Annotated in this window: 23 protein-coding genes; 12 read left to right on the top strand and 11 right to left on the bottom strand. The window is 66.9% G+C overall.

All coding sequences use genetic code 11. The annotated features are described in order from the left end of the window. Window positions 1-252 precede the first annotated feature (252 nt). Complete coding sequence (locus jaqu_RS07055; protein WP_052500829.1) at window positions 253-2061, top strand: extracellular solute-binding protein; 1809 nt, start codon at window positions 253-255, stop codon at window positions 2059-2061. A gap of 27 nt (window positions 2062-2088) precedes the next feature. Here jaqu_RS07055 and jaqu_RS07050 read toward each other — a convergent pair whose 3' ends face one another. Then, window positions 2089-2364 (bottom strand): DUF3572 domain-containing protein, encoded by a 276-nt coding sequence (locus jaqu_RS07050; protein WP_043918248.1) that lies wholly within the window; start codon window positions 2362-2364, stop codon window positions 2089-2091. Window positions 2365-2456: 92 nt separating this feature from the next. Between jaqu_RS07050 and jaqu_RS07045 the strand changes: the two genes are divergently transcribed. Next, complete coding sequence (locus tag jaqu_RS07045) at window positions 2457-3947, top strand: diguanylate cyclase (RefSeq protein ID WP_043918247.1); 1491 nt, start codon at window positions 2457-2459, stop codon at window positions 3945-3947. Here jaqu_RS07045 and jaqu_RS21600 read toward each other — a convergent pair. From jaqu_RS21600 to jaqu_RS07025, 4 genes are read right to left on the bottom strand one after another with little or no spacing between them, the layout of a single operon-like run. Further along, on the bottom strand, window positions 3941-4369 hold the full coding sequence (locus tag jaqu_RS21600; protein WP_052500827.1) for a periplasmic heavy metal sensor: 429 nt from the start codon (window positions 4367-4369) through the stop codon (window positions 3941-3943). The two genes, jaqu_RS07045 and jaqu_RS21600, sit on opposite strands and share 7 nt — an antisense overlap. Beyond that, window positions 4366-4686 carry a hypothetical protein gene (locus jaqu_RS21595; protein ID WP_043918246.1) on the bottom strand — a complete coding sequence of 107 codons (321 nt, stop codon included), beginning with the start codon at window positions 4684-4686 and terminating at the stop codon, window positions 4366-4368. The genes jaqu_RS21600 and jaqu_RS21595 overlap by 4 nt, the downstream gene beginning before the upstream one ends. Before the next feature lie 3 nt (window positions 4687-4689). Further along, window positions 4690-5256 (bottom strand): sigma-70 family RNA polymerase sigma factor, encoded by a 567-nt coding sequence (locus jaqu_RS07030; protein WP_043918245.1) that lies wholly within the window; start codon window positions 5254-5256, stop codon window positions 4690-4692. A gap of 39 nt (window positions 5257-5295) precedes the next feature. Beyond that, the gene (locus jaqu_RS07025) at window positions 5296-5754 is read right to left on the bottom strand and encodes an EF-hand domain-containing protein (RefSeq protein ID WP_052500826.1); all 459 of its coding nucleotides are present in this window, start codon (window positions 5752-5754) and stop codon (window positions 5296-5298) included. Window positions 5755-5885: 131 nt separating this feature from the next. On the opposite strand from jaqu_RS07025, the gene jaqu_RS07020 reads away from it, so the two are divergent. The 4 genes from jaqu_RS07020 (at window position 5886) to jaqu_RS07005 (ending at window position 9859) form a co-directional block, all read left to right on the top strand. After that, a complete protein-coding gene (locus jaqu_RS07020) occupies window positions 5886-6263 on the top strand; it encodes a DUF983 domain-containing protein (RefSeq protein ID WP_043918244.1) in 378 nt (125 codons plus the stop codon). After that, window positions 6221-6889 carry an NUDIX hydrolase gene (locus jaqu_RS07015; protein ID WP_043918243.1) on the top strand — a complete coding sequence of 223 codons (669 nt, stop codon included), beginning with the start codon at window positions 6221-6223 and terminating at the stop codon, window positions 6887-6889. Before jaqu_RS07020 ends, jaqu_RS07015 begins: the two co-directional genes overlap by 43 nt. A 141-nt stretch (window positions 6890-7030) precedes the next feature. Continuing rightward, entirely contained in the window at window positions 7031-7480 is a 450-nt protein-coding gene (locus tag jaqu_RS07010) for a hypothetical protein (RefSeq protein ID WP_043918242.1), read from the top strand. Window positions 7481-7582: 102 nt separating this feature from the next. After that, on the top strand, window positions 7583-9859 hold the full coding sequence (locus tag jaqu_RS07005; protein ID WP_043918241.1) for an NADP-dependent malic enzyme: 2277 nt from the start codon (window positions 7583-7585) through the stop codon (window positions 9857-9859). Window positions 9860-10000: 141 nt separating this feature from the next. Here the strand turns inward: jaqu_RS07005 and jaqu_RS07000 are convergent, their stop codons facing one another. Then, the gene (locus jaqu_RS07000; RefSeq protein ID WP_043918240.1) at window positions 10001-11230 is read right to left on the bottom strand and encodes an acyl-CoA dehydrogenase family protein; all 1230 of its coding nucleotides are present in this window, start codon (window positions 11228-11230) and stop codon (window positions 10001-10003) included. Window positions 11231-11289: 59 nt separating this feature from the next. Here jaqu_RS07000 and jaqu_RS06995 point away from each other — a divergent pair, with 59 nt between their 5' ends. Beyond that, window positions 11290-12285, top strand: a complete 996-nt coding sequence (locus tag jaqu_RS06995; protein WP_043918239.1) for a phosphotransferase family protein — start codon at window positions 11290-11292, stop codon at window positions 12283-12285. 7 nt (window positions 12286-12292) lie between these two features. On the opposite strand, the gene jaqu_RS06990 is transcribed toward jaqu_RS06995, so the two are convergent. After that, window positions 12293-13306, bottom strand: a complete 1014-nt coding sequence (locus jaqu_RS06990) for an ester cyclase (protein WP_052500825.1) — start codon at window positions 13304-13306, stop codon at window positions 12293-12295. 82 nt (window positions 13307-13388) lie between these two features. On the opposite strand from jaqu_RS06990, the gene jaqu_RS06985 reads away from it, so the two are divergent. The 4 genes from jaqu_RS06985 to jaqu_RS06975 all read left to right on the top strand — a co-directional run bounded on the left by jaqu_RS06985 (window position 13389) and on the right by jaqu_RS06975 (window position 17534). Then, window positions 13389-14438 carry an ABC transporter ATP-binding protein gene (locus jaqu_RS06985; protein ID WP_043918238.1) on the top strand — a complete coding sequence of 350 codons (1050 nt, stop codon included), beginning with the start codon at window positions 13389-13391 and terminating at the stop codon, window positions 14436-14438. Between the two features lie 163 nt (window positions 14439-14601). Further along, on the top strand, window positions 14602-14898 hold the full coding sequence (locus jaqu_RS21940; protein ID WP_201774358.1) for a PhzF family phenazine biosynthesis protein: 297 nt from the start codon (window positions 14602-14604) through the stop codon (window positions 14896-14898). Between the two features lie 15 nt (window positions 14899-14913). Then, window positions 14914-15420 (top strand): PhzF family phenazine biosynthesis protein, encoded by a 507-nt coding sequence (locus jaqu_RS21935; protein WP_201774357.1) that lies wholly within the window; start codon window positions 14914-14916, stop codon window positions 15418-15420. A 302-nt stretch (window positions 15421-15722) separates the two neighbouring features. Continuing rightward, a complete protein-coding gene (locus tag jaqu_RS06975; protein ID WP_043918237.1) occupies window positions 15723-17534 on the top strand; it encodes a phosphate ABC transporter substrate-binding/OmpA family protein in 1812 nt (603 codons plus the stop codon). A 176-nt stretch (window positions 17535-17710) separates the two neighbouring features. On the opposite strand, the gene jaqu_RS21330 is transcribed toward jaqu_RS06975, so the two are convergent. From jaqu_RS21330 to jaqu_RS06955, 4 genes are all read right to left on the bottom strand, one after another. Then, on the bottom strand, window positions 17711-18445 hold the full coding sequence (locus tag jaqu_RS21330) for a hypothetical protein (RefSeq protein WP_141134343.1): 735 nt from the start codon (window positions 18443-18445) through the stop codon (window positions 17711-17713). Between the two features lie 576 nt (window positions 18446-19021). Further along, on the bottom strand, window positions 19022-19663 hold the full coding sequence (locus tag jaqu_RS06965; protein WP_236687807.1) for an NAD(P)-dependent oxidoreductase: 642 nt from the start codon (window positions 19661-19663) through the stop codon (window positions 19022-19024). Further along, window positions 19660-19842, bottom strand: coding sequence for a hypothetical protein (locus tag jaqu_RS06960; RefSeq protein WP_043918235.1), 183 nt, complete (start codon window positions 19840-19842; stop codon window positions 19660-19662). The genes jaqu_RS06965 and jaqu_RS06960 overlap by 4 nt, the downstream gene beginning before the upstream one ends. Window positions 19843-19873: 31 nt before the next feature. Further along, complete coding sequence (locus jaqu_RS06955) at window positions 19874-20803, bottom strand: LysR family transcriptional regulator (RefSeq protein ID WP_043918234.1); 930 nt, start codon at window positions 20801-20803, stop codon at window positions 19874-19876. Window positions 20804-20916: 113 nt separating this feature from the next. Here jaqu_RS06955 and jaqu_RS06950 point away from each other — a divergent pair, with 113 nt between their 5' ends. Further along, window positions 20917-21282: a hypothetical protein gene (locus jaqu_RS06950; protein WP_043918233.1), complete on the top strand. Its 366-nt coding sequence runs from the start codon at window positions 20917-20919 to the stop codon at window positions 21280-21282. Window positions 21283-21301: the final 19 nt, after the last annotated feature.

Below are 21301 nucleotides of genomic sequence, written 5' to 3'. Positions count from 1 at the left end.
CTCTCCTCACTTCTGCCAAAGATCCCGGACGACCTGCTCGCATCTGCCATCGGGTGTCAGATAAGAAAAAAACGCCGGCACAAGGCCGGCGTTAAGTCATTGAGGCAGGTTTCATACAGGCAAGAAACCTATCGAGCAGTGACACAAACATAGACGTTCACGTCACGGAGTCCAAGAGAAAGTTTTGCAACGGCTTTTTCGGCTCGGTAGGGTCTGCGCCAACCAGACAAGGATCCGGGGACAATCGAGCAGATGATACGACATAGTTTCCTGACAGCCGCGCTGTCCACGGCGGTCGCGTGCAGCGCGGCTTTCGCAGACGGCCACGGCATCGCGCTCTACGGCGAGCCCGCGCTTCCGGCGGATTACGAGCACCTGCCGCAGGTCAATCCCGATGCGCCGAAGGGGGGCGTTTTCGCGGACGGTCAAGTTGGCTCTTTCGACAGTCTGAACCCCCATATTCAGCAGGGGCGGGTGCCGTGGCAGCTACGTTTTGTGGCTTATGAGAGCCTGATGGGCCGCGCATACGACGAACCCTTCACCCTCTATGGCCTGCTTGCGGAGCGGGTCGAGGTGAACGACAACGACACCCAGATCACCTACACGTTGCACCCCGAGGCACGTTTCTCAGACGGCACGCCGGTGACCGTGGAGGATGTCATCTGGTCCTGGAACATCCTCGGCCAGGAGGGGGCGCATGGCCGCTATCGTGCGGCGTTCGACAAGGTCAAATCTGTCGAAAATGTGGCGGACAATCAGGTTCGATTTTCGCTCGACGAGCCCGATCGAGAGCTTCTGATGAGCACCGGATTGCGTCCGATCATGAAAAAATCGCAGTGGGAAGGGCGGGAAGATTCGTTCTTTGATTCGGGTGTCAGAGAGGCACCGATCAGTAGCGCGCCCTATGTGATCACGGACGTGGATCCGGGCCGATACGTGGTTCTGACCCGCGACGAGGACTACTGGGGCGACAATCTTCCGTTCCGGCGCGGAACGAACAACATCGACACCTTCCGGATGGAGTTCTTCGGCGACGCGACTGCCCATTTCGAGGCGTTCAAGGCGGGCGAGTTGTCCACCATGCGCGAGACGAATGCCGCGCGCTGGGCCCGTGATTACGATTTCCCCGCCGTACAGGCAGGCGATGTCGTCAAATCCGAGGTCCCGCATCAAAGACCATCGGGCATGACGGGCTTCGTCATGAACACGCGCCGGGCGCCGTTCGACGATTGGCGCGTGCGCCAGGCCATGATCGAGGCCTTCAACTTCGAGTACATCAATGGCGTCGTGAATGCGGGCGTCCAGCCCCGGATCACATCGTACTTCTCCAACTCGCCTCTCGGGATGGAGACGGGCGCGGCCGAGGGACGTGTGGCGGACCTTCTCGCGCCCTTTGCCGACGACCTGCTGCCCGGCACGATCGAGGGCTACGAGCTGCCGGTGACGGACGGACGGGCCGCGAACCGCCGAGGTCTCCGCCGGGCGACGGCCCTGCTCGAAGAGGCGGGCTATGTTGCGGGCGATGACGGACGGTTGCGGGGGCCGGATGGCCCGGTCTCCTTCGAGATCCTTCTGCCCCAAGGGTCCTCCGAGGTGCGGGCGATCACCGATATCTACACCGAGGCCCTGGAACGCCTCGGCATCGACGTCTCGGTCGCCACGGTCGATAGCGCCCAATTCAAGCAGCGCACGGCCGAGTACGAGTTCGACATGACGTGGTATAGCTGGGGCCTCAGCCTGAGCCCGGGGAACGAGCAGTTGGGCTATTGGGGGCCCGACGGCGTGACGGCGACGGGGTCGCGGAACCTGATGGGCACGGCGGACCCGGCAATCGTCGCCATGATCGACGCGATGCTGTCCGCCGAAAGCCGCGACGACTACGTGGCCGCGGTCAAGGCGCTGGATCGCGTGTTGACGGCGGGCCGCTACGTCGTGCCGTCCTACCACAATCCGGTCAGCTACATCGCCCATGACGCCGCGTTGAGATACCCGGCCGACCGGTTGCCGATCTATGGTGACTGGATCGGGTTCCAGCCGGACATCTGGTGGTTCGAGCAATGAGGGGCAGGGGCGCTTCGGGCGCCCCGGTCACGTCCAGTGCGGCAGGTCTCCGCCCGGCAGGGCGGCCCGCGCGCGCAGCAGGCCTTCGTAGGGAAGGTCCTGCGCGTCACAGACGCCCTGGACCCAATCGTCGCGCATCAGAACGAAGTCGAGAACGGCACCGAGGAATTCCGGCTGCCCGGCGGCTGCGGCGATCTGCGACCGGTCGGCGCCGGTGGCACCTTGAAACGCATCGAGGAGTCCTTCTGATGCGAGCCAAGTCAATGCGTTAAGGGCGACAATCTCCGCCTCTTCCTGCAACATTCCTCAATTTCTCCCCAATGGAGTTACGTTTTGTTAACTCCTCGCCGTCATAGCTTCGTTAACAGTTCCGCAACCCAAAGTCCGAGTCGCAGATGCCTGGTCGAATCCTTATCGTTGATGACGTTGCGACCAACCGGATCGTGATGAAGGTCAAGCTTGCCGCGGCCTGCTACGAGGTGGAACTGGCCTCGTCGGGGAAAGAAGCGATCGAGATCGCTCGGCGCGGCGGGATCGACGTCATCATCATGGACATGCTGATGCCGGGGATGTCGGGCGCCGAGGCAACTCGCCATCTGCGTGCGGATCCGGCCACCTCCTCCATCCCCGTCGTGCTCGTCACCGCGCTCGAAGAGCCGGCGGTGCGGCTGGAGGGATTGGAGGCGGGTGCGGACGATTTCCTCACCCGCCCGGTGGACGAGGTCGCTTTGCTCGCCCGTGTTCGCAGCCTTCTCCGCTCCCGCGAGGAGGAGCGGGATTTCGAGGAGCGCAGCGGCTGGCTCTCGGTCGGTGTCGACGGCAGCGGCGGCGTCTCGACGATACCGCCGACCGCGCTGCCTGGCTTCGGGATCGCGTCGCGTGGTCCCGCGACCCCCGGACTTGCAGAGGCGCCCGCCCGCTTCGAAGGCGCGCGTCCCGCAGCCCTCCCGGCCGTCAACGGACGCGTCTCCCTGGTCCTTGCCGGTCGGGAGGAGGGTGCGGTTCTGGCCAAGGCACTGGCAAGCTCGTTCCGCGAAACCCCCAGAGTGACGGATCGCGAAGGCGCGTTGGGCCTGACGGAGGGTGAGGCCCCTGACGTGCTGCTGATCGACGCGGATCTCGATGGTCCCAATCAGGGGCTGCGGTTGATGTCGGAGCTGCGGTCGCGACCGACGACCCGCCATTCCTCCTGCGTCGTGGTCCTGCCGCCCGGTGATAGTGAGCGTGCGGCAACCGCACTCGACCTCGGCGCGGCGGATGTCGTCCATCGTCCTCTGATCGCGCGCGAGCTGGCGATGCGCCTGCGGACGCAACTCGCACGCAAGGAGCGGGCGGACCGGATGCGCGCCGCTCTGGACCGGGGCCTGAAGATGGCGGTGATCGACCCGCTGACGGGCTTGCACAATAGGCGCTACGGTCTGCATCAACTCGAACGGATCGCGACCCGCTGCCGCGCCGCGGAAGAGCCGGTCGGTCTGGTGCTGATGGATATCGATCACTTCAAGTCGGTCAACGACACCCACGGCCATCCCGTCGGCGACCGTGTCCTGACGCAGGTCGCGCAGGTCATGCGCGACAACACCCGCCTTCAGGATCTCGTCTGCCGTCTGGGTGGAGAGGAGTTCTTGGCCATCCTGCCCGAGACGTCTCCGGCTCAGGTTCAGGCCGTGGCGGAACGGTTGCGCAAGGCGATCGAGGCGATGGATCTGCGCCTGTCCGACGGCGCTCGGCTTCCGGTGACGATGTCGCTGGGCGTGACGATGCTGGAGCCGCGCGAGGATGCGATGTCGCGCGCGCTGGATCGGGTCGATCGCGCCCTCTATGGCGCCAAGTCGGGCGGACGGAACCGCGTCGTCGAGATTGACGGCGACATGCGCTCTCACTGAGAGCGGGGGAACCGGCGGCCTCTCTCCAGGTGGTCCGCGAGCGCGGCGCGCCGCTCGGGCGACAGCTCCGCGATCAGGGTGGCCAGCGCCTCGATGCCGCGCGCGGCCCTCGCACCCTGGATCGCACGTCTCGCGTCCAGCGCTTCGCGGAAGGCGACCTCATCGAAAGGCTCCTGCCTCAGCATCGCGGGCAGATCCAGCTGCGCGCCGGCTGTGCGCTGTTCCCGAGGGCCGATTGACGATCGCAGGGCACGCCGCTCCTCACGGGTGAGCCCGCGCAGAAGGGTCGGGACACCCGCCGCCCGATCCCGCCGCAGATCCGTTCGGTCGCCAACCAGCCATGCCCCGCCGATCGCCCCCAACACGGCGAGATTGATCGCCACCGAGACCGCAAGTGCCCATGGCATCCAGCCGCGTTTCATTCGGACCCCCCGCCGAGATCGTCCCACTCCGCCGCGAAAGTGGTGTAGATTTCCGCATCGGCTGCCGCGTCCCAGGGGGCCACGTCGCGGATCAGGGCGGGGTTGGACAAGCCGACGGCCAGTCCGGCCAGCGCCGCGCCGATGGGCATCGCGCCAAGCGGCATCCACTCGATCCGCCGTCGCCCGGATCGTCGCGCGGCCGGAGCAGAGGCCGCGAGGCGGGCCGCGAAGTCCGGCTCCAGCGGGACCGGCTCGTCGCGCAACTCCGCCAGCCATTGCTCGAGCTCGCGGTCCAAAAGTTCACGATCCGGGTCCATAACCTACAACTCCTCTTGCCTCGGCCGCAGGAGCGCGGCCAGCCCCCGCTTCCCTCGTGCCGTCAGGCTTTCCACCGCTTCGACGCCGATCCCCATCATGGCCGCGATTTCGGGATTTGCGTAACCCTCGATATGGCGCAGGACCACCGCTTGCCGCTGCCTTTCCGGCAGCGAGGCGAGCGCCGTATAGACCGCGTCGTGTCGTGCGGCCTGCTGCATTCGCCCCTCGCCCCCCGGTGCCGGATCCGCGATCGGCGGCGCCTGATCCAAGGGGGCATCGCGCCGGCGCCGCGACCGGTCGATGGCGAGGTTCGCCGCCACGCGCCCCAGCCACGTGCCAAGCCCGGCCGCCCCGTCGGCATCCCAATCGCCGGACCGCGCCCACAGACGCAGAAACGCTTCCTGGACGATATCCTCGGCCGCGGCCCGGTCGCCGCCGGTCATGCGTAGCACGAAGCCCATCAGACGCGGGCCAAGACGGTCGACCAGAGCGCGGGCGGCTCTCCGATCGCCGCGTCCGGCCGCCGCCAAGAGGCCGGCCTCGTCCCGTCTGTCGTCCTGCACGCGCATCCCCGGCCGTCACGGGGACGTGCCCCGCGCATGGCGACCCTAGTCCCGGCGCCGCCGCTCGGTCCATTCGGCTTCAGTGATGCGGCCGTCTCCGTCCGCGTCCAGCCGTCCGAAGCGGTCGCCCCGTCCTTCTGCACCCCGCCCTTCTCCGCGCCGGCCCGGCCGGAAGGCCGCAAGTTCGTCGCGGGAAAGCGCGCCGTCGCCGTCGGCATCCGCGCGCTCCATCATGCGGTCGAGATGGTTGCCGCGCCGCTCCTGCGCCTGGGCCTCGATCTCGGCACGGGTCAGCAGGCCGTCGCCATCGGTGTCGGTCTCGGCGAAGCGGGCATCGCGCCGCGCCTCCATGGCCGCCTGCATCTCGGCCCGCGTGATCGCCCCGTCGCCATCGGTATCCAGAGCGCCGAAGCTGGCGCCGGGCCCGCGCGCGGCGGCCGGATCGGCAAGTGCGGTCAGCGCCGCAGCCGACAGCGCGGCCATCGCAAGCATCGTCTTGGTCATGGATCAGGTCCTTTTCGTTCGTCATCCGATGCGCCTTTCACGCAGGCCGCGGGACGTTCCGTCGCAGCGCGTGAAACTTTTTTGCCGGTCTCGCGCTGGTCCTGCGTCCTTTCCAGCCCTATGCCCGTCCCATGAGCGAAACCGATCGACCGATGCCGCCCGCCATCTGGCGCGGGTTCCGCCGCCTCTGCCCGAATTGCGGCGAGGGGCGGATGATGCGCGGCTACCTCAAGGTCCGTGACGAATGCCCCCAATGCGGCGAGGCGCTGCACCATCACCGGGCCGATGACGGGCCGCCCTACCTGACGCTGCTGATCGTCGGGCATATCGTCGGGCCTCTGATGTTGTGGGCCTACATCCGCTACGAGCCGTCTCCCCTCGTGTTCATCGTGGTCTTCGGGGCGATGTCCGTCCTGATGTCCCTGTGGTTCCTGCCGCGCCTCAAGGGGGCGATCGTCGCGGTGCAATGGGCGGCGCGGATGCACGGGTTCGGCGGCCGCGCGGCGTGATCCGCGACGCTGCCACGATCGTGCTCCTGCGCAAGGGGCCGAGCGGACCCTCGGTGCTCATGGGGCAGCGGGGGTCGAAGGCAGCCTTCATGCCGTCGAAATTCGTCTTTCCCGGCGGGGCCGTCGATGCGGGCGATGCCCAGGTGCCGTTGGCCCGCCCTCTGGCGCCGGCCTGCCGATCGGCGCTGGCCCGTGCCGACGGGCCGTCGCCCGAGGCGCTGGCCGCGGCCGCAATCCGCGAACTGGCCGAGGAGACGGGGCAGATCCTGGGGCGTCCGGGGCCCGCGCCGGCCTGGCCGGGCTTCGAAGGGCACGGCCCGGATGCCGGCGCGCTGCGCTTCATCTTCCGCGCGATCACGCCACCGGGCCGGCCGCGCCGGTTCGACGCGCGGTTCTTTCTGGCGGATGCCGGGGCTCTGGCCTCCGATCCCGACCGGCTGGACCCGCCGGACGCGGAGTTGTCCCACCTGCAATGGGTTCCCCTGCACGAGGCCCGTGCGCTCGACATGCCTTTCGTGACCGAGGTCGTGCTGGCCGAGGCCGCCGCTCATCACGAGGGCAGTTCTGCGCCGGGGGTGCCTTTCTTCGACAATGGCGGCCCGTCGAGCGTTTTCCGTCGCCTCTGAGGAACGCCGGTTTCCGCACCGGCGACAGTTTATCCCGCCGAGGGTTTTCCGCTTCGAATCGTGGACTTGCCATGGGGCGACGGCCATATTGCCGCCTACAAAGCGAACCGAATTCGTCTCGGTTTCGCCACAGGGGGCCAGATGCAAGCGACCGCGATCGACCGAGAGACGCCATCCGCGCCGCGCGTCATACCGCGAGAGTTCGGACCGCGGAGCCGGTTCGAGGCGGGCATTCTGGGGGCCGGTCTCGGTATGCTGGCGCTGACATTGGGGATCGCCGCTGTCGAGATCTATAGGGCCGAGCGGCCTCCGACCGAGGCGGATCTGCATCGCCTCATCATCTCGACAGAGTTCGACCGCTCGCCCTGTCCGGACGGATGGGCGTCGGATCACGCCCGGCATCATGACCTGACCGAGGCGCAGATCGCGGCGTGGTACCTATCGGACGCCATGAGTCGGACCGACGGGGAGATCGTGCGCGAGACCGTCGCCTATCTCGACAACCCACAGGATTATCGTTGGGTCGACGGGTTGGCCCTGACGCAGACGCAGATCACGCTCTGCATCGCGGAGTCACGCCGCCTGCTCTGATCTTCGTTGACCTTGCGTCCCCGCGGGCCACGCCAAATGGCAGCGGGGTCTAGGCGCGGCCATCGGGCTGGACTATCCCCGTGGACAAGAACGGGAGGGTTCATGAGCACCGATGACGACGGCCTGCGCCAGGCGGCGCTGGATTACCACCGCCTGCCGCGCCCCGGGAAACTGGAGGTTCGCGCCACCAAGCCTCTGGAGAACGGGCGCGATCTGGCCCGCGCCTATTCGCCCGGTGTGGCGGATGCCTCTTCGGCAATCCATGAGGATCCGGCGGCGGCGCGCGACTACACCGCACGCGGCAACCTCGTCGCGGTGGTGACCAACGGGACGGCGGTCCTCGGTCTTGGAAATATCGGTGCGCTCGCCTCCAAGCCGGTGATGGAGGGCAAGGCGGTCCTCTTCAAGAAGTTCGCGGGCATCGATTGCTTCGACATCGAGGTGAACGAAAGCGATCCCGAGAAGCTGGCGGATATCGTCTGCGCGCTCGAGCCGACATTCGGGGCGATCAACCTCGAAGACATAAAGGCGCCCGACTGCTTCGTCGTCGAAAAGCTGTGCCGCGAGCGGATGGGCATCCCCGTCTTCCATGACGACCAGCACGGGACCGCCATCGTCGTGGGCGCCGCGGCGCTGAACGCGCTGCGCCTGACGGACCGCAAATGGGAGGAGATCAAGGTCGTCTCCACCGGCGGCGGCGCGGCGGGCATCGCCTGTCTGAACATGTTGCTGAGCCTCGGCGTGCGGCGCGAGAATGTGTGGCTCTGCGATCTGGCGGGCCTGGTCCACGAAGGCCGGGAAGAGGAAATGACCCCCCAGAAGGCGGCCTTCGCCCAGCCGGGCGGGCCGCGCAAGCTGGACGAGGTGATCGAGGGGGCCGACCTGTTCCTCGGCCTGTCGGGTCCGGGCGTCCTGACACCCGACATGGTGGGCCGCATGGCCAGCCGTCCGATCATCTTCGCGCTGGCCAATCCCAACCCGGAAATCGGCTACGACGCCGCGCGCGCCGCGGCCCCCGATGCGATCATCGCCACGGGACGGAGCGATCACCCGAACCAGGTCAACAACGTGCTTTGCTTCCCGTTCATCTTTCGGGGCGCGCTGGACGTGGGCGCGACCGAGATCAACGAGGCGATGAAGATCGGCTGCGTCGAGGGCATCGCCGCGCTCGCGCGCGCCACGACCAGCGCCGAAGCGGCTGCGGCCTACCAGGGCGAGGCGCTGACCTTCGGACCGGACTACCTGATCCCCAAACCGTTCGATCCCCGGCTGATGGGCGTCGTCGCGTCGGCCGTCGCCGAGGCCGCCATCGAAAGCGGCGTCGCCACCCGGCCCGAGCCGGATATCGCGGCCTACAAGCGGCGGCTGGACGCGTCGGTCTTCCGTTCGGCCTTCGTGATGCGCCCGGTCTTCGAGGCCGCCGCTCAGGCGGAGCGTCGCATCGCCTTTGCCGAAGGAGAGGACGAGCGCGTGCTGCGCGCCGCCCAGGCCATTATGGAGGAAACGACGGACACGCCGATCCTGATCGGCCGTCCGGACGTGATCGCGACTCGGGTGGAGCGGTTGGGCCTGACGCTCGAGCCGGGCCGGAATGTCGAGATCGTGAACCCCGAGAGCGATCCGCGCTACCGCGACTATTGGGAGACGTATCACGGCCTCATGTCACGGCGCGGCGTGGCCCGCGATCTGGCACGCGCGATCATGCGCACGAATGCGACTGCCATCGCCGCGATCATGGTCCACCGCGACGAGGCCGACAGCATGATCTGCGGCACGTTCGGGCAGTTCCTCTGGCACCTTCGCTACGTGTCCGAGATCCTGGGCCGGGACGGACTGCATCCGGTGGGCGCGCTGTCGATGATGCTGCTGGAAGGCGGCCCGCTCTTCATCGCGGATACCCATGTCCACCCCGAGCCGACGCCGGCGCAGGTCGCCGAGACCGCCGTCGCTTGCGCCCGGCATGTGCGCCGCTTTGGCATCGAACCCAAGGTGGCGCTGTGTTCCAGCTCGCAATTCGGCAATCTCGACAGCGCGTCGGGCCGCACGATGCGGGCGGCCAAGGGGTTGCTGGACGCCCAGAGCCTCGATTTCGAATACGAGGGCGAGATGAACCTGGATGCCGCACTCGACCCAGAGCTGCGCAACCGATTCCTCGCCGATTGCCGGATGGAGGCGGCGGCCAACGTGCTCGTCTTCGCGTCGACCGACGCGGCCGGCGCCACGCGCAACGTGTTGAAGGCGCGCGCGGGCGGGCTGGAGGTGGGGCCGATCCTGATGGGGATGGGCAACAAGGCCCATATCGTGACGCCGTCGATCACCGCGCGCGGCCTTCTCAACATGGCGGCGCTGGCCGGGACGCCGGTTGCGCATTACGGCTGACGCGCAGGGCGGGCGGAACACTTTCCCGATCGGTCGGGCATCCGGCCCGCCGGAGTGCGCGCCGTACCGGTTGTTTTGCGCCTGTACGGTTAAGGCCGGGTAAAACGGCAGGGGCACTCCGTCGAACTGCCCCCGGCGCTCTCAGCCGCGCGGGACCTGCGCGCGAAACACCGTCCGCAGATGCACCGCATCCGGTCCGTCGACCAGACGCAGGGTCCGCAAATGGCCCCAGAGGCGGGCGAGTTCGGTGTCCTGGCTGACGCCCGCGCCGCCATGGAGCTGGATCGCCATGTCGCAGACCTCCAGCGCGACGCGGGGGACCAGCACCTTGGCGGCGCTGATCGCGGGGGCCGCGCGCTTCATGGTGCCGGTCTCGCGTTCGGCGGCGTCCATCTCCCACGCGGCGCGCAGGGTGACGAGGCGGGCGCCGTCGATGGCGATGCGCGCCTCGGCCACGCGTTCGGCATTGCCGCCCAGCGAAAGCAGGTCCGAGCCGAAGGCCTGCCGCGCCCGGCCACGCGCCACGGCCAGCTCCAACGCCTTCTCGGCCATTCCGATCGCGCGCATGCAATGGTGGATGCGCCCCGGCCCCAGCCTGCCTTGCGCGATCTCGAACCCCCGGCCCGGTCCCAGCAGCATCGCCTCGCCGGGAACGCGCACATCGGTATAGCGGATATGCATGTGGCCGTGGGGGGCATCGTCCTCTCCGAAGACCTGAAGCGGGCGCAGGATCTCGACACCGGGCGTCTCGGCGGGGACGACGACCATGGAATGCCGCCCGTGGCGGGGGCCATCGGGATCGGTCAGGCACATGACGATGTGCACGGCGCAGCGGGGGTCGCCGGCGCCGGTGCTCCACCATTTCTCGCCGTTCAGGATCCAGCCGTCGCCGTCCCGCTCGCAACGCATGGAGATATTCGTCGCATCCGACGAGGCGACCTGCGGCTCGGTCATCAGATAGGCGGAGCGGATGCGGCCCTCCATCAGCGGGCCGAGCCAGCGATCCTTCATCTCGTCGGTGCCGTAGCGGGTGAAGACCTCCATGTTGCCGGTATCCGGCGCGTTGCAATTGAACACCTCAGGCGCGAGCCAGGAGCGGCCCATCTCTTCGGCCAGCCAGGCATAATCCACCGTCGAGATGCCGGGGCCGCCGGGCAGATGCGTCTGCCAGAGGTTCCAGAGACCCCGTTCACGGGCGCGGGTCTTCAGCCCCTCCAGGATCTCGGTCTGGCGGTGCGACATCTTCCAGCGGTCGCCCGTCTCACCCACGGCGGCATGAAACGCCGCGTCCTGCGGAGCGATCTCTTCGCGCACCATGCGTGCGACCGCCTCGTGCAGCTCTGCGCCGCGGGCGCTCAATCCCAGATCCATATCGGTCCTCCCTGCGGTACAGCCTTGCCACTCGGCGCGGCGCGCGCAACCCTGCGCGCATGGATCAGGATATGTTCGACTGGCTCGCCGCACGGCTGGGCACCCCGGTCACCGGCGCGGAGAGGTTCGGCACGGGGCAATCGAACCCGACATGGCGGCTGGAGACGGGGCAGGGGGCCATGGTCTTGCGCGCCAAGCCGCCCGGAAAGCTGCTGCCCAAGGCCCATGCGATCGAGCGGGAGTTCCGCGTTCTGGCCGCATTGATGGAGACGGGGGTGCCAGCGCCGGTGCCGATCCTGCTGGAGGAAGGCGACAATCCGCTGGGCCGCCCCTTCTACGTGATGGAGTACCTGGATGGCCGCATCTTCTGGGATCCCGCCCTGCCGGACCTGGAGGAGCGGGGCGCGATCTACGAAGAAATGGGACGCATGCTGGCCGACCTGCATGGCCTGGACCCGTTCGGCATAGGCCTGGGCGATTACGGTCGTGCGGAGGGCTATTTCGCCCGTCAGGCGGAGATCTGGAGCCGGCAATATGCCGCGAGCGTCGAGACACCCGCCAAGGGGATGACGCGTCTGGGCGCCTGGCTGCGCGCGCAGGACCCACCCGAGGCGGAGCCGGCGCTGGTCCATGGCGATTGGCGGCTGGACAACCTGATCTTTCACCCGACGCAGCCCCATATCATCGGTATCCTCGACTGGGAGCTGTCGACGCTGGGCCATCCGCTGGCGGATGTGGCCTATCAGATCATGCAGTGGAACCTGCCCCACGACTCGCCGCTGAAAGGGCTGGGCGGCGTGGGCCGGGCGGCGCTGGGCCTGCCATCGGACGAGGCGCATCTGGAAGTCTACGCGCGGCGGCGCGGGATCGAAGTGCCGGATCTGCGGCCTTGGCTGGCGCTGGCGGCCTTTCGTCTGGCGGCGATCCTCGCGGGGGTGGGGGCGCGGGCTGAGGCGGGCAACGCCTCCAACCCCGAGGCGGGCCGGGCCTATGGCGCGATGGTCCCCGAAGTGGTGTCGCTGGGTCTGCGCTGGGTGGACGGATCGCGGGGCTAGAGCCCGGTCAGAAGACGTCCCGACGGGGTTGCCCGCGGCGGTGCCTCAGCCGGGCGAGGACGTCGATCCCCATCTGCGCCATCAGGCCCAGCGTGTCGTTGGGCAGCCAGTTCTCGGCGATGCGGCCGTCGGCGCCGAAGCGGTAGAAATCCATCACCCGAAAGCGCAGGCGCCGCCCTGTGGGCGCAAGGCCGAGGTATTCGTCGCCCGCATGGGTCATCGTCACGTCGCCGCCGGTGACCGCGTAGGGGCCGTCAGACAGGCGCGCGAAATGCCCCGCGCCCTGTGCGTCGGGGAACGCGCGGCGATAGGGGATCTGATGGTGGGCACGGAAGCCCTCGATCCCCCGGCAGGCGCCGATCGCACCGCCCGCCCAATAGGTGAAGTCGGGATGCCAGTGCCGCATGTCGATCCCCTTGATGGAGTCGTTGCGGTAGCCGTTCAGGATGGCATGCATGTCGAGCACGGTGCCCAACGCCTCGGCCCGGTCGTCCGGTGTGGCGGCCATCCGCAGACCGTCCTGCGTGCGTGGGCCCGGCCAGTGGCCCGGTGCGCCTAGAGGATGCGCCAGAGGCCAGCAGCCGGTGCGCAGCATCAGCCCGGCGAGGTCCCAGACGAGCCATGAGGCGCGGATGCGCCCGTCCTCGATCCAGTGCGCCTCTCCGTAATCGAGCGTGGCGAGGGCGCCGGTCGGCGGGATGCCCGCGAAGGGCGCGTCAAACGTGCCCAGATAGGACCCGAGGCAGGCCACGAGACGCGGTGCGCGCCACTCCGTGATGCGGTCGTCGGAATGGTTCTGGCCCGCGACGAAGATGGTGTCGCGACGCTCCAGATCCGGGAAGGCGGCGTGCAGTTCGGCCCAGGGGCGCCGGGCGTCGGAGCCTGTCAGGCGCCCGAACGGATGCGCCGCGTCGCAGGTCGCGTCTGGGGCGAGGCGATCCAGATCGCCTTCGGACAGCGCCTCCAGCGCGGCCTTCGCGTCGTGTCTGTCGATCTCGATCCGTGCCGCGCCGTCCGCCATCGGGTCCTCTTGCATACGATTGCAAAACGCTTGTCGCGTCGTGGGGCCCGTGTCTAGTCTGGACCCGACAGCGGGGGTGCGGATGGCCGAGATCAAGCTCAAGAATGTCACGAAGCGCTGGGGCGACTTCGTGGGTGTGCAGGCCTTCGACCTGGACATCGCGGACCGGGAATTCCTGGTCCTGTTGGGGCCATCGGGCTGCGGCAAGACGACGACGATGCGCATGATCGCGGGCTTGGAGGATCCGACGGCCGGCGACATCTATATCGGGGACCGCCGGGTCAACGATCTGGATCCGAAGGACCGCGATATTGCCATGGTTTTTCAAAGCTATGGCCTCTACCCGAACCTGACGGTCTACGAGAATATCCGCTTCCCCCTGAAGGTCCGGAAGGTCCCCCAGGCGGAGCATGAGGAGCGGGTGATGCGCGCCTCGGCGATGGTGGAGCTTGACGACTTCCTGCACCGCAAGCCCGCCGCGCTGTCGGGCGGGCAACGGCAGCGGGTGGCGCTGGCCCGCGCCATCGTGCGGACGCCGCAGGTCTTTTTGATGGACGAGCCGCTGTCGAACCTGGACGCCAAGCTGCGGGTCTCGACGCGGGCGCAGATCAAAAACCTGAGCCACGAGCTGAAGGTGACGACGATCTACGTCACCCACGACCAGATCGAGGCGATGACCCTGGCGGACCGGGTGGTCGTGATGAAGGCGGGCATCGTGCAACAGGTTGGAACGCCGACGGAAATCTACGACCAGCCCCAGAACACCTTCGTTGCGGGCTTTATCGGCAGCCCCGCCATGAACCTGATGGCCGGAGAGATCCGGGACGGCACCTTCCATAGCGAAAACGCAACGATTCCCGGGGTGTCCGGCCCGCCGGGCAAGGTGATCTGCGGCTTCCGCGCCGAGGATGCGAGCGTCGCCGAGGAGGGGCAGGGCGAGTTGCGCGCGCCGGTCTATTCGATGGAGCTTCTGGGCGACTCGACCATGGTCACGGTCCGCACCGGGCGCGACCTCGTGGCGGTCAAGGCGCCCAAGGAGTTCCGGGCCGAGATCAAGGCGCCCTTCGCCGCCCATATCCCAGCCGAGATCTGCCATGTCTTCGACGCCGAAAGCGGCGAGCGGGTGGTCTGACCTGCATGGAGCGGGCGGAATGTCGTCCCTATTCTCGTCCTGAAGCCGGCGATTCCGTTCTCGGCCGGTGTGCACCCCCTGTGCACCCCCCGTGCACCCCCTGTCTGCACAATAGGCAGACGGGACGTTTTCCCCGGCCAAGAACGAATCAGGAGCGTACGGTGTGAAGCTGCCCCTCCATCAGGTCGACGCCTTCGTCACGACCGGCGTCTTCACCGGCAATCCGGCGGCGGTCGTGCAACTGCCGGGCGACTGGTTGGACGATTCCGTAATGCTGGCCATCGCGGAGGAGAACAACCTGGCCGAGACGGCCTTTCTGACGGGCGAGGGGAATGCGCGGGGCCTGCGCTGGTTCACGCCCGCACTCGAGGTGGCGCTGTGCGGACATGCGACGCTGGCCTCGGGCCATGTCATATTGGAGGCGACGGGGGCCGAGGAGGTGCGCTTTGCCACGCGGTAGGCCGGCGAGCTGGTCGTGCGCCGTGACGGCGACCGGCTGGCTCTGCGGCTGCCGCGTCTGGACCCCGCTCCGGTGGATCCGCCCGAGGGGCTGGGCCGCGCGCTGGGCGCCGCCCCGACCAAGGTGCTGCGCGCCCATTACGCGCCCGACGAATGGGATGACGTGGCCGTCTTCGCCACCGAGGACGAGGTGGCGGCGCTGGCCCCTGACTTCGCCGCTCTGGTCCGGGTGGGGGGCGGAGCGGGCCGGTCGCGGGGCGTGATCTGCACCGCGCCGGCGGCGAAGGGAGGCGATTTCGTCAGCCGCTATTTCGCCCCCGCCGCCGGGATCGACGAGGACCCGTTCACCGGATCTGCCCATGGCGTGCTGGTGCCGTTCTGGGCCGCTCGGCTGGGGCGCGACACCTTGTCGGCCCGCCAGATCAGCGCCCGCGGCGGCGCAGCGGACTGCCTGCTGGGCGACACGGTCGTGACCCTGACCGGCCGCGCGGTAACCTATCTGCGTGGAGAGATCGAGATCTGATAGGTGGCCGGCCAATAGGGTTGCGCCCGGATCCGCCCATTCGCCCGGGCCGAACCGGATGCCGGATCCGAACGGCCCCATCTTGCCCGTCTGCCGGTCCGTCGGCACGCGGTGAAACCGGCGGATCCGCTGGCCCGGCCACGGGGCCGAACGGGATTGTCGACGAAGGCCCGAGTTCGGCCGCAATTCTGCACATCTTTTAGGCTTTGTTGAAACGGTAACGGGTGGGCACGAGCCCCGGGAGCAGTTCGAACGCGCTGTCGGCCTTCCCATCGTGGTCAGGTCAAGAGTGAGTTTTGACAATGAGTATAGGCATAACGCCGCGCGGCCCTCGCCGCATCGCCCTCCTCTCCTTCACAGCACTGGTTTTCGTCGGATCCGCCGTCGCGGAACAGGTCTCGTTGCGCTCTGGTGACGGTGAAATCGCCGTGGATGGAGAACTGATTTCATTTGAGGACGACACCTATATCGTCCGGGTGCCGAACCTCGGCGACCTGCGGTTGGGGGCCGGCGGGCTTACCTGCTATGGACCGGGTTGTCCGGAAACCGCCTTCGAGTTGGGCGGGCAGGTCACGCTCACGGCCAAGACCGGCGGAGAGACCTTCTCTGGTCGTCTGGTCGACATCGCCGACGGAATGTTCAGCGTCGAGAGTGGCGGCGTGATCCTGTCGGCGGCGGTCGATACGGTCACCTGCTCCGGCCCCGGATGCCCGCCCCCTGCGGTGCTCGCCAGCAGCACGGTCGAGGATACGGTCGAGGCCGAGGAGGTCGCAGAGGCGCCGCCGCCGGTGCGCCTTCCCGCCGATCTGGTGATGGTCGGATCCGACAATGTCGGCGAAGACCTGATGCCGCTGGTGATGGAGCCCTTCGCAGAGATTCTGAACGCGACCGTCTTGGAGCCGATCGAGTTCCCGGACGCGATCGCCCAGTACATCTTCACCCCGAACGATGGCGGCGATCCGTTCGTCATAGAGGTCGAGTCCAACGATTCCGAGATCGGCTTCGACCGTCTGGTCGAGGGCACCGCCGACATCGCCATGGCCTCGGGGCCGCCGGACCAGTATCAGGTCGCGGCCCTGAAGGCGCAAGGGCGCGGCGATCTGTTCGACCCGTCACAGGAATACATCATCGGCGTCGACTCGGTGCTGATGACGGTCCACACCTCCAACCCGATCGAGAGCCTGTCGCGTCAGCAACTGATCTCGATCTACACCGACCGGACCACGAACTGGGCCGAGGTCGGCGGGCCCAACCTGTCGATCATGCCCGGCGCGCGGGATGGCGGCTCTGCCCGCAGGAATTTCGAGAACTGGGCCTTCGGCGGAAAGCGCGACCTGTCCCCGCGCACGACCGAACTGGATCGCGGCCGGGACATGCGCGCCTTCGTCGAAGAGAACCCCGGCGCCATCGGCTATTCGATCAGCGACAATGTCGGAGACACCAGGACCATCGACCTGATCCTCGATTGCGGCGTCGTGACCGAAGCCACGCCATTCAAGAGCAAGGCCGAGGAATACCTTCTGGGCCGGCGGATCCGTCTGTATATCGACAACCAGAACCCCAAGCCGGAAGTGCAGCAGCTGGTCGACTACATGATCTCGCCGGCCGCCGACCAATATGTCGCGGAGTCGGGCTATTTCAGCCTGGGCATCGTCGAGGACGATCGCGCCCTGGCGCGCCTGATCAACGCCGCCCGGATCGGCCAGCCGGGCCCGGTCGTGCGTGACGTGCAGGACCAGATCTCGGCGCAACTGTCCGGGGCCAACCGGCTGTCGATGACGTTCCGCTTTCCCACCGACGAGTTCCGGCTCGACAGCAAGGGCCGCCGGGATCTGGACCGCCTGGTCGAATTCATGGGCCGCCCCGAGAATGCCGGGCGCGAGCTGATCTTCGTGGGCTTCGCCGATACGGTCGGGCAGTTCGCCTACAACACGCAGCTTTCCCGCAACCGGGCGGAGCAGGTGCTGAACGAGCTGCGGTGGCATCCCGATGCGGGCACGCTGCGCGACATGCGGATGTCGGCCGTCGGGCTGAGCGAAGCGGCGCCGATGAGCTGCAACGACAACCCCTATGGCCGGTCGCGCAACCGCCGCGTGGAAGTCTGGGTGCGGTAGGCGCGCAGCCAGGAAGGACAGGGCGCCGGCCTTCGGGCGGCGCCCTTTTTCGTGCGGGCGGCGGTTTTCTTGCAGGCGGCGGTGGAGGGGTCACGTAGCCGCCTTGGCCGGGCAGGGATCTGGTCTTACGAGTTAATTTGGGGTGAGACCTGTCACGTATCGACAAGATCCTTGTCTTATCGCCGCATAATTCTATTGAACAGCATGGACAAACCGGAATGCTGTCGTTTCAGTTTTCCAAACATGGCCTTCATTTCTGGTATCTGGTCAAGGTTTCCGTTCTCGCGGGCCATCTGGCATAGATCGATAAAGAACGCGCGTTCGATCTTATTGCTCAAGTCTATAGACTTGGCGAAAGGCTCTTCGTAAGATCCGTTAACGAATATGTCGGGTCGTTCGTCAACGGCGGCGAACATAGCTTTGGTCCTCAAACACTTCTTGCATGTCCCGCAATTCTTTGGGCGAAACTCTCCTCGCTTGCAGAATGAGACAGCCTTGATTGCAGTAGGGTGGTGAGCAACCGTCCGTGCTTTCATTGCGCGTGTTCTATCTTCGCACAGACCCGCAAGGTGGAAATTTTTACCGCGCAAGTAGCGATTGGTAACATGATTCAGGCCCCAAGGGAAAGCGACCATGTCCTGCTCCCAGTTATAATCTGAAGCGAAAAAGCCCCTTCGAAAGCGGTCGGATAAAAGAAACCCTGCAGCGGCTAGCTGCAGCGCCCATGAGTGATGTCCTCCCGATACTCGCGATATCTTGAGTACTACCTGCTTGTAGTTTAATTCTTCGAGGAGAGGCGCAACCTGCTCGCGTAGCTGGCGGAATTGCTTATCTGCGGAGGTGCCATAATCAAAGCCCTGTACTGTAAGTGCTGTGGTTTTCCGCGGCTGTTTTCCTAGCTGCAGAAGCATGTCTGTGGAATCTAAGCCTCCAGAGTAGAAAACAAAATCTTCGTTCCTTTCTTCCAGGGCAGTTATTGAAGATGATCGCATTTTGACCGGATGAAAGTTGTGCGGCTCCCATAATTCCCAAGCGCGTGAGAATCGCGCTATATTTTCGATTGCTACAGGATCGACCGGCCCGTCAACTTCAATGGATTACCCGGTCTTCATCGCCCATGGTAACATTGGCCACGCTGCAAAAGTATGATCGCGTAGTTCCTTCAGTTCGAGGCCATCTATCTCGAAACTTGTAGGCTCACCATACCCGATAACCTCGACACGATTTCCAGACTGTTTGACGGATACTCGCATTGGTGGACCTCAAGTCGTATGTGCTTCCGAAAGTTTGCAAGAAGGTATTCGACATTCTGCCCGGATGCCGTCTTCCGCCAAGCTTTATCTGATTATTTCACAGATTACGACGGCGCAACTATCGCGATTAAGCGACGGCGGTACTGTCCTAATGCCGCTGCGGCATTCTCGGGTGGCGTAATCGGTGCGGTTCTCCCTAGATCCGAAAAGAAGACCCGCCGACGCGACCCAATCCTATCGCGAAATCACCACATCCGCCTTCACGTCCAGCCCCTGCTCGACCGTGTCGACCAGATGGCGGGCGACGTCGGTGCGGGGGATGAGGCCGTTGCGCCAGGTGGCGGGGTCGCGGAGGACCTTGATGGGGGCGCCTCCCTTGCCGTTGGTCAGGATGACCGGGCGGACGATGGTCCAATCAAGCGCGCTCTCCATGATCATCTCTTCCTGACGGTCCTTGTCGGCATAGGGGCGGCCGAGGATGGCGCGATGGCCCATCCGCTCCAGCGTGCTCATGGCCTGCTTGCTGCGGCCCGCGCCGAAGCCGGTCACGGCGACGAGGCGGGTCACGCCGGCCTCTTCCATCGCGGGGAGCAGGACACGGGTCGTGTCGGAGAAGAGCGTCTCCTCCTCCCACAACATCGACAGGCGTTCGGTGATGCCGAGCGCGTAGATCACGGCGCGACAGCCCGCCAGCCCCTTGCGCACGTCGTCCGCGTCGCGGGCATCGCCGGGGCAGGGCTCCAACAGGTCGGTGGCGGAGAGGTCTCCGGCGCTGTGGGCGAAGGCGCGCACCGGCAGGCCCCGGCCCGTCGCTTCGTCCACCGTCAGGCGGCCGATGCCCGACGTCGCGCCCATCACGAGTATCGGCGCGGTCACGACAGAAGGTCGTCGTAGAGCGCCTGGAACCGGCGGTGGCTGGACCGGTCATGGGCAAGCGTCAGCGCACCGCGCCGGGCCCGGGTGAGCGACGGGTCGTCGGCCCGGTCGATGGAGGGGACCGGCCGATCCTCACGCTGGTCGATGCGGCCGTCGGGGGAAAGGGTTGGCTGTGTCATGCCCTGTGAACGCACACGAGGCGGGTTCGGATCACTCCCATTTCGTCGCAGGGGCGGGCAGGGCGGCGGCGGTCATTTCGACCAGAAGGTCGAGGAAGGCACGCACGGCCGGGATGCTGGCGCGCTTCGGCGGGAAGGAGGCGAAGATCTCGATCTCCGGCCCGTGGAAGTCGGGCAGGATCCGGGCGAAATCGCCTGACGCGGCACGGGGCTCTCCGAAGACCTCGGGCAGGAAGGCGAGGCCGGTGCCCGCACGGATGATCCCCAGAGCGACGCCGGGATCGCCCACCAGGCAGGCCGGATCGGAGCGGAGCGTCAGCGTCTCGCCTGCCGCATTCGTCAGCGTCCAGTCCGCGGGCGCGCCGGGCACGTCGATCACCACCCGCCGCAACGTGTCGATCGCCTCGCGTGGGGCGTGGGCCAGACGCTCCGCATCCTCCCGCCCGGCATAGAGCGCGAAACGGGAGCCGATGATGCGGCGGGCGATGAGGTAGGATTCCTCGGGGCGGCCGAGGCGCAGGACGAGATCGAGCTCCTCCTCCAGAGGGTCGGGGCCGACGCCGCTGATATGGATGCGGACGATCACCTTAGGGTGGCGTCGTGTGAACTCGGCGACGACGGGCCCGAGGATCTGCTGGGCCGACAAGGCGCTCGCGGCGATGCGCAGCAGGCCCTCGGGCTCGCCGCGGGCGGTCCGCAGCACGTCCTCGGCCAGCGCGCCCGCCTCGGTCGCGTCGCGGGCGGCCGGCAGCATCAGCGCGCCCGCCTGCGTCAGCTTGAGGCCCCGCGATGTCCGGTCGAAGAGCGGCATGCCCGCGCGGTCTTCCAGCCGGGCGAGACTGCGGGACAGCGTGGCCTTCGCGATCCCGAAGCGGCGGGTGGCCCCGCTGATGCTGCCGGCCTGATCCAAGAGGAAGAACAGGCGGAGGTCATCGAGGCTGGTCTGGAAATCCTCGTCCATCGTCTCTCATGCATACCGTTCCGTTATCGGAACGGTAAGTCTCATCCCGGTCACTATTCAAGGCCGCAGAGGATTGGCACGTTCAAGGCCACGCAACTTGAGAGGAGGCCGATATGCCGGAGGATTTCGACATCCGACCGGGTCCGGTGCCCGGTTCCGGGCAACTGGCCCTCTTGCGGCCGGACCGCCTGACGGCGCTGGTCTACGCGGCCGCGATTCTGGTGATCGGGCTGGAAGGCATGCCGTTGCATCCGGTGAGCGCCGGTGCATTGCAGGCCGACGATTTGCTCAAGCTGGCGGCGATTTTCCTCCTGCTCGTGCGAGCGACCGCGCTGGTCGGCATCGTCCTGACAGCCTGCATCGTGGTCGGCGGGGCAGCCACGACGACGCTTTTGACCGAGAGCGGCACCGTGCCCGTGCCGGACCTTCTGTCGGTCGCGATGCTCGCCTTGTTCGTCCGCGCCATCCTGCGCGCCTGACCCCCATTTCCAGACAGGT

Origin of the sequence: Jannaschia aquimarina (assembly GCF_000877395.1) — a bacterium.
In the GTDB taxonomy this organism is placed as follows: Bacteria; Pseudomonadota; Alphaproteobacteria; order Rhodobacterales; family Rhodobacteraceae; genus Jannaschia; species Jannaschia aquimarina.
This window is presented reverse-complemented; position numbering and strand designations above follow the sequence as displayed.

Excerpts from the sequence above, each read along its gene's own strand:
- jaqu_RS06985 (WP_043918238.1), top strand. The coding sequence starts at position 13,389 with ATGGCCGAGATCAAGCTCAAGAATGTCACGAAGCGCTGGGGCGACTTC.
- jaqu_RS21595 (WP_043918246.1), bottom strand. The coding sequence starts at position 4,686 with ATGGACCCGGATCGTGAACTTTTGGACCGCGAGCTCGAGCAATGGCTG.
- jaqu_RS07055 (WP_052500829.1), top strand. The coding sequence starts at position 253 with ATGATACGACATAGTTTCCTGACAGCCGCGCTGTCCACGGCGGTCGCG.
- jaqu_RS07015 (WP_043918243.1), top strand. The coding sequence starts at position 6,221 with ATGGGCGGCGCGGATGCACGGGTTCGGCGGCCGCGCGGCGTGATCCGC.
- jaqu_RS07045 (WP_043918247.1), top strand. The coding sequence starts at position 2,457 with ATGCCTGGTCGAATCCTTATCGTTGATGACGTTGCGACCAACCGGATC.
- jaqu_RS07005 (WP_043918241.1), top strand. The coding sequence starts at position 7,583 with ATGAGCACCGATGACGACGGCCTGCGCCAGGCGGCGCTGGATTACCAC.
- jaqu_RS21600 (WP_052500827.1), bottom strand. The coding sequence starts at position 4,369 with ATGAAACGCGGCTGGATGCCATGGGCACTTGCGGTCTCGGTGGCGATC.
- jaqu_RS07050 (WP_043918248.1), bottom strand. The coding sequence starts at position 2,364 with ATGTTGCAGGAAGAGGCGGAGATTGTCGCCCTTAACGCATTGACTTGG.
- jaqu_RS07020 (WP_043918244.1), top strand. The coding sequence starts at position 5,886 with ATGAGCGAAACCGATCGACCGATGCCGCCCGCCATCTGGCGCGGGTTC.
- jaqu_RS07000 (WP_043918240.1), bottom strand. The coding sequence starts at position 11,230 with ATGGATCTGGGATTGAGCGCCCGCGGCGCAGAGCTGCACGAGGCGGTC.
- jaqu_RS06990 (WP_052500825.1), bottom strand. The coding sequence starts at position 13,306 with ATGGCGGACGGCGCGGCACGGATCGAGATCGACAGACACGACGCGAAG.
- jaqu_RS07030 (WP_043918245.1), bottom strand. The coding sequence starts at position 5,256 with ATGCGCGTGCAGGACGACAGACGGGACGAGGCCGGCCTCTTGGCGGCG.
- jaqu_RS06950 (WP_043918233.1), top strand. The coding sequence starts at position 20,917 with ATGCCGGAGGATTTCGACATCCGACCGGGTCCGGTGCCCGGTTCCGGG.
- jaqu_RS07025 (WP_052500826.1), bottom strand. The coding sequence starts at position 5,754 with ATGACCAAGACGATGCTTGCGATGGCCGCGCTGTCGGCTGCGGCGCTG.
- jaqu_RS07010 (WP_043918242.1), top strand. The coding sequence starts at position 7,031 with ATGCAAGCGACCGCGATCGACCGAGAGACGCCATCCGCGCCGCGCGTC.
- jaqu_RS06995 (WP_043918239.1), top strand. The coding sequence starts at position 11,290 with ATGGATCAGGATATGTTCGACTGGCTCGCCGCACGGCTGGGCACCCCG.
- jaqu_RS06960 (WP_043918235.1), bottom strand. The coding sequence starts at position 19,842 with ATGACACAGCCAACCCTTTCCCCCGACGGCCGCATCGACCAGCGTGAG.
- jaqu_RS06975 (WP_043918237.1), top strand. The coding sequence starts at position 15,723 with ATGAGTATAGGCATAACGCCGCGCGGCCCTCGCCGCATCGCCCTCCTC.
- jaqu_RS06955 (WP_043918234.1), bottom strand. The coding sequence starts at position 20,803 with ATGGACGAGGATTTCCAGACCAGCCTCGATGACCTCCGCCTGTTCTTC.
- jaqu_RS21330 (WP_141134343.1), bottom strand. The coding sequence starts at position 18,445 with ATGCTTCTGCAGCTAGGAAAACAGCCGCGGAAAACCACAGCACTTACA.